The organism is Hydrocoleum sp. CS-953, assembly GCF_002260545.1.
Taxonomy (GTDB): Bacteria; Cyanobacteriota; Cyanobacteriia; order Cyanobacteriales; family Microcoleaceae; genus Trichodesmium.
Genome location: NZ_LGSU01000961.1, coordinates 1 through 5,710 on the forward strand (window position 1 = coordinate 1; position 5,710 = coordinate 5,710).

Annotated in this window: 3 protein-coding genes and 1 pseudogene; 2 read left to right on the forward strand and 2 right to left on the reverse strand. The window is 36.7% G+C overall.

Annotation, left to right across the window (positions count from 1 at the left end; all coding sequences use genetic code 11):
- Positions 1-182 precede the first annotated feature (182 nt).
- A complete protein-coding gene (locus AFK68_RS13415; RefSeq protein ID WP_094673246.1) occupies positions 183-1,064 on the forward strand; it encodes a 4-hydroxybenzoate solanesyltransferase in 882 nt (293 codons plus the stop codon).
- Between the two features lie 692 nt (positions 1,065-1,756).
- Positions 1,757-3,530 (forward strand): annotated as a pseudogene (locus tag AFK68_RS13420) (SUMF1/EgtB/PvdO family nonheme iron enzyme).
- A 518-nt stretch (positions 3,531-4,048) separates the two neighbouring features.
- Here AFK68_RS13420 and AFK68_RS13425 read toward each other — a convergent pair.
- Positions 4,049-4,408, reverse strand: coding sequence for a four helix bundle protein (locus AFK68_RS13425; RefSeq protein ID WP_094673247.1), 360 nt, complete (start codon positions 4,406-4,408; stop codon positions 4,049-4,051).
- Between the two features lie 93 nt (positions 4,409-4,501).
- Complete coding sequence (locus tag AFK68_RS13430) at positions 4,502-5,092, reverse strand: PHP domain-containing protein (RefSeq protein ID WP_371357371.1); 591 nt, start codon at positions 5,090-5,092, stop codon at positions 4,502-4,504.
- Between the last annotated feature and the right edge of the window lie 618 nt (positions 5,093-5,710).

Genomic DNA, 5,710 nt, shown 5'->3' on the forward strand with positions numbered 1-5,710 from the left:
CAATTAATTTGATAAATTAGAAGAAGCGATCGCCTCTAAAAAATATTGCAATTTATATTATCTTAAGTAGAATAATTATAATTATGCTCCTAGTTTTCCTTGAGCAATTAAGATAAATATTTTATGGCAAAAAAATAAAAAAATTTGATATTATAACTGATAACAAATAACAAATAACTAAAATGACTCAATCTACTCTACCTGAATCAGAATCAACCTTGATGAAAGTAATCAGACTTCTGAGATGGGATAAACCTGCTGGACGTTTTATTTTAATGATTCCTGCTTTGTGGGCCGTATTTTTAGCTACCCACGCCATGCCACCCATACCATTAGTAGGAGTAATAGTAATAGCAACATTCGCTACCAGTGCCGCAGGTTGTGTAATTAACGATTTGTGGGACCGGGATATCGATCCAGAAGTAGAGAGAACTCGCGATCGCCCTCTAGCTTCTCGCGCTCTTAGCATTCAAACAGGTATTATTATTGCCATTATTGCTTTTGCTTGTGCCGGAGTTATCGCATTATATCTCAACCCCCTGAGTTTTTGGCTATCTGTAGCAGCAGTTCCGGTAATTATTTGTTATCCCTTAGCAAAGCGATTTTTTCCAGTACCTCAGTTAGTGTTATCTATTGCTTGGGGTTTTGCTGTGTTAATTAGTTGGAGTGCTGCTGTAGCTAAGTTGGATAGTGCAACTTGGATATTGTGGGGTGCAACAATTGTTTGGACTATGGGTTTTGATACAGTTTATGCCATGAGCGATCGCGAGGACGATCGACGTTTAGGTGTTAATTCTAGCGCTCTATTTTTTGGTGAATATGCTACTAATGCTGTAGGTACATTCTTCTTTTTAACTTCTGTTTTATTAGGGTTATTAGGAAGAGAAATGGAGCTACATATTGGCTTTTGGATAACCCTGGGAATTGCTACAATTTTTTGGTTTATTCAATATGGAAAATTACGGCAAGAAGATATTTTGAAACCTTATGCTCAGATATTCAGACAAAATGTTTGGATTGGTTTTATCTTATTAGGTGGAATGATTACAGGTTTCATATTTTAAATACAAAGAGGCATTAGGGAGTAGTGGATTGTTTCATCTTAAATGGTGCATTACTTTTTGGTTGTGTCAAGACAAGGAAGACAAGGAAGAAAATCTATTGCACAGTTTTAGATGAAACAGTCCAGTAGTAGACTGACACAGCCAATTTTGTGCAAAATTGTAGGGTGTGTTAGACGGCTTAAATTAAGACTATGAAAGGGATTTAGCAATCCGTCGTAACGCACCATTTTAGATGTGTCAATCTACTATCCCACATTCCGCACGTCAAGTTTTAACATGAAAAGTAGTATAAAATATGGTATCTTGGTAAGTATTTATACTATATATATCCTACATTTCACCTTTCTCAGGAGCCAGATTATCGGGAAAATATGAAGCATAAATACTCAATCACTTACTCCTATCGATCACTATAATTGCCTCCTGTCTCATGTCTCATGTCTCCTGTCTCCTGTCTCCTATCTTTATACTACATTTTGTCGTGCGGAATGTAGGTACTATAGCAATCCTAAAATGGGTCGCGGGTAATCAAAAAGTAGATAAAAAACTTGAAACTCCGCCCTGTTTCCTCTCTTGGTGCGCATTCCCTTGCGCCTGTCGGCGACGCGGGGTCGCACCGCTGTTCCCTAAAAAGCAGTAAGATTTTTGCCACGAATAAAATAGGATTGCTATACTCATAACTGATAAATGAAATGACTCAATGTTTAAATCCTAACTGTTTAAAACTTAATCCACCAGACACAATATTCTGTCAAACCTGTGGTGAAAAATTAGTTTTAGCGGAACGTTATTGCCCTCTAAAAATTATCGGGCAAGGTGGTTTCGGCAGAACTTTTCAAGCAGTGGATAAATACAAACCTTCCCAGCCTTTTTGCGTAATTAAACAATTTTTTCCTCAAGCACAAGGAACTAAAACTTTATTAAAAGCTGCTGAATTATTTGCTCAAGAAGCTGAACGTTTGGAAGGTTTAGGTAAACATCCACAAATTCCTGAACTTTTAGCATATTTTACTCAAGATAATCGACAGTATTTAGTACAAGAATTTATCGACGGGCAAAATTTACAGCAAGAGTTGAATGAGTCGGGAGCTTTTGATGAAAGTCAGATTTTAGAGTTATTAAAAAGTTTATTGCCTGTGTTGGAATTTATTCATTCTAATCAGGTAATTCATCGAGATATTAAACCAGAGAATATTATTAGGAGAAAGAATAATAATCAATATCCAGTGCAAGCTAGAAGCTCCCTAGATAATATTATATTGGTAGATTTTGGGGCAGCGAAATATGCCACAATGACTGCTTTAGGAAGAACAGGAACTGTTATAGGTTCTGCCGGATATGTTCCACCAGAACAAGCACTAGGAAAAGTAACTTTTTCTAGCGATATTTATAGTTTGGGTGTGACTTGTATTCATTTGTTAACTGGAGTCGAACCTTTTGAGTTATTTGATGTGAGTGAAAATGATTGGGTGTGGCGAGATTATTTAAAGTCGAGTGTAAGTGGTGAAGTTGGAGAAATATTGGATAAAATGATTGTTGGAGCAACTAAGAAAAGGTTTAAAAATGTCGGGGAAATTTTATCTATTATTCAGCCTAATTCTTCACCCAAAACATCTCAATCATCAACAGCAGAATCAGAAAAAGGAGAGCTATTTACTTTTGAAGTTATAACTGTCGATAACTCAGGCAATATTATCAATCGTACCGAGGAATGTGCTGGGCAAAAAATAGAAGATTTAGGTAATGGAATTAAATTAGAAATGGTTTATATTCCTGGGGGAAGTTTTCTCATGGGTTCACCACCAAATGAAGAAAGAAGAAATGGAAATGAAAGTCCGCAGCATCAAGTTACTCTCGAACATTTTTATATGAGTAAATACCCTATTACTCAAGAACAATATCAAGTTATTATGGATGAAAATCCTTCTAAGCTTAAAGGAAGAAACCGCCCAGTAGAAAATCTGAATTGGTATGACGCTATAGAGTTTTGCAAAAAGCTATCTAGGAAAACTGGAAAAATTTACAGGTTGCCCAGTGAGAGTCAGTGGGAATATGCGCGCCCGTGCAGGAACAACAACACCGTTTTATTTTGGAGAAACTATAACGTCTGAGTTTGTTAACTACGACGGCAACTATCCTTATGGTAATGCTGCTAAGGGAAAATATCGAAAAGAAGCAACCGATGTAGGAAGTTTTCCTCCCAATGCTTTTGGTTTATATGATATGCACGGCAATGTGTCGGAATGGTGTCAGGATGTTTGGCACGATAATTATAATGGAGCGCCTACTGACGGAACTGCTTGGGAAACTGGAGGTGATAGTAATAGGAGACTGTTCCGTGGCGGTAGCTGGAGCAACAGTTCCGGAAATTGCCGGAGTGCCAGGCGCTACTATTTTTATGTCCACATCTTCTACAACGGTGGTGGTTTTCGCATTGTCTCGCCTGTCTCTCGTCGCGGGTTTTAGTAGAAATTTTCATGCTTACCCTAAGATTAAATAAACCCGCCCTAATGCACATCCATTAGATGTGTCAGTCCAGTAGGAGGAAATACTCTAATTTATAACTGCTCTATTCTTATGACTTATTTGTGAAAAAATAATTCAGAAAAAGCCGATCGCTTACTGCTAATACCTGTTTGTGCAGCATTCCGGAGGAAATACTTAACTTTTAAAGAAGATATAAGTTTCATTACAAAATATTAAAATTTCCCACGAACTCTTAAAAACTTGTTATCTTAAGAAAACATTTAAAAAACTGTTAAAAACAAACTATGAAAGTATCAAATTCTCCAGTACATCTAGGTCAGTCAATATCTTTAGGAATTGTTTTTTTACTAACGAGTCTTGGGATTATGCTTTTGACAACCATAATGATAGCAAATGGCAGTTAAACAAAATAATAGACCTCTTGGGCGAGAGGTCTAATTCGTCTAATTTTCAGATAGTTTTAGTTTTGATTAATAGGGTCTGAGAGTGGTAAGTATTCAGCTATCAGCTCTCAGCTTTTTAATGAATGAAGCAAGCATTCGTTTAACTTCTACTACATTTTCAAACAGGGATTCGTATTGTGAAACTTTGATGAAATTGAGGTCGCGAGCAAGTAAAAGATGATACTCAAGCTCACTGGCTGAACCCATAGCAATTTGAAGAAAACGACATAGTTCTGCATCTCCACTTCTACCACACCCTTCTGCAATATTTGCGGGAATTGAAGCACAAGAACGGCGAATTTGACTTGTCAACCCATACAATTCTGTGGTAGGAAATGTAGATGTGGCTTGATAGACTGCTAAGGTTAAGTGATGAGCCTTGACCCATACTTTTAATTCTTTGAAATCTCTCAATTGCTTTTTCCTTCTTTAAATACAATGAAACTGATAGCTGATAGCTGATAGCTGAACGCTGAACGCTGAATGCTTACGAGTGACATTCCCACCCTATAAACGTAGCAAAAGATTTTTACCATGAGTATCAGTACCACAAGTATTCAGTAAACCATAGGTAGCACTAAGTTTCTTCACTTGCTCTGTTTGTTTTGGGCTAGGTTTCCAAGGTTTAGTATGAGTGTAACCATAGTAAGTTTCCACACCATCAATACCTAACTTCGCTGCTGCTTTAATTAAGTCAGTAGCAGAACGCTTATAACGACAAGGATGAGCAAGTACCGCCAAACCACCCGCTTGTTGAATAGCAGTAATGACATTAGCAGCTTGATATTCTCGACCTTTAGTCCCCTTTCCTGTCAAATAAGGGTGTAAACTTGGGCGTTCTGGATCAAAACCATATCCGAGAATATGTACCTCAATATTCAGTAAGTTGGCATTAATTTCTACCCCACTCCACAGAATAGGGGCTAAATGCTCTTGATCTGGATTAATAGATTTCCAGTTTTCTAACCAACTTTTAGCTATTTGATAACCACCAACACTATGATGGTCCGTAATGGCCAAACCTCTGAGGCCGATCGCAATTGCTTGCTCTATTAAACTCTCAGGTGTTAGCTGTCCATCGGAGTAAATTGTATGCATATGAAAGTTATAAGAGTTTGGACAGCTATACGCATCAATAGTTTCAAAGATTTGCTTAATTTTAGGGTAATTATTAACCACTCTCTTCTGAGTGAAATCAGGAGCCAAAGTTATATTCACAGACATATATCTTCATAAATTGTTACTTTCTCCAATATATCTAAATTTGGCTGACAAGTTACAAGTTTGTCCCATTTAACTAATATGAAAGTCCTCAGTGCAGTTGTTGAGATAATATGCACATAATTAGGGAACAGCTCTAGAAAGTAATAGGAATAATAGTTTCAGAGTTTTTATCATTTTTGGGACTTTTGATGGCTCACGTTCCGTGGGTCACTTTATCATCTAATTAAGTAGACAAAAATCGTTAATTTCCCTCGTACTTATACTCTGTAAATTATCTTTATTGACCTTCCTTGTAGTCAAGTTAAAAGGTTTAATTGAGTATTTATACTTAATTAGTTTCTCTGATTGGCAATTTCCTAGGAAATTATATGTGAATGCTATTCCCTCTTGTAAAGCATTAAATTTATCGATCCTCTACCTGACTGATTATCTTTAATCTACTACATTTTGAAGTCGAGAATATAGATTATAAATCATTGAAGAGTTCTATCT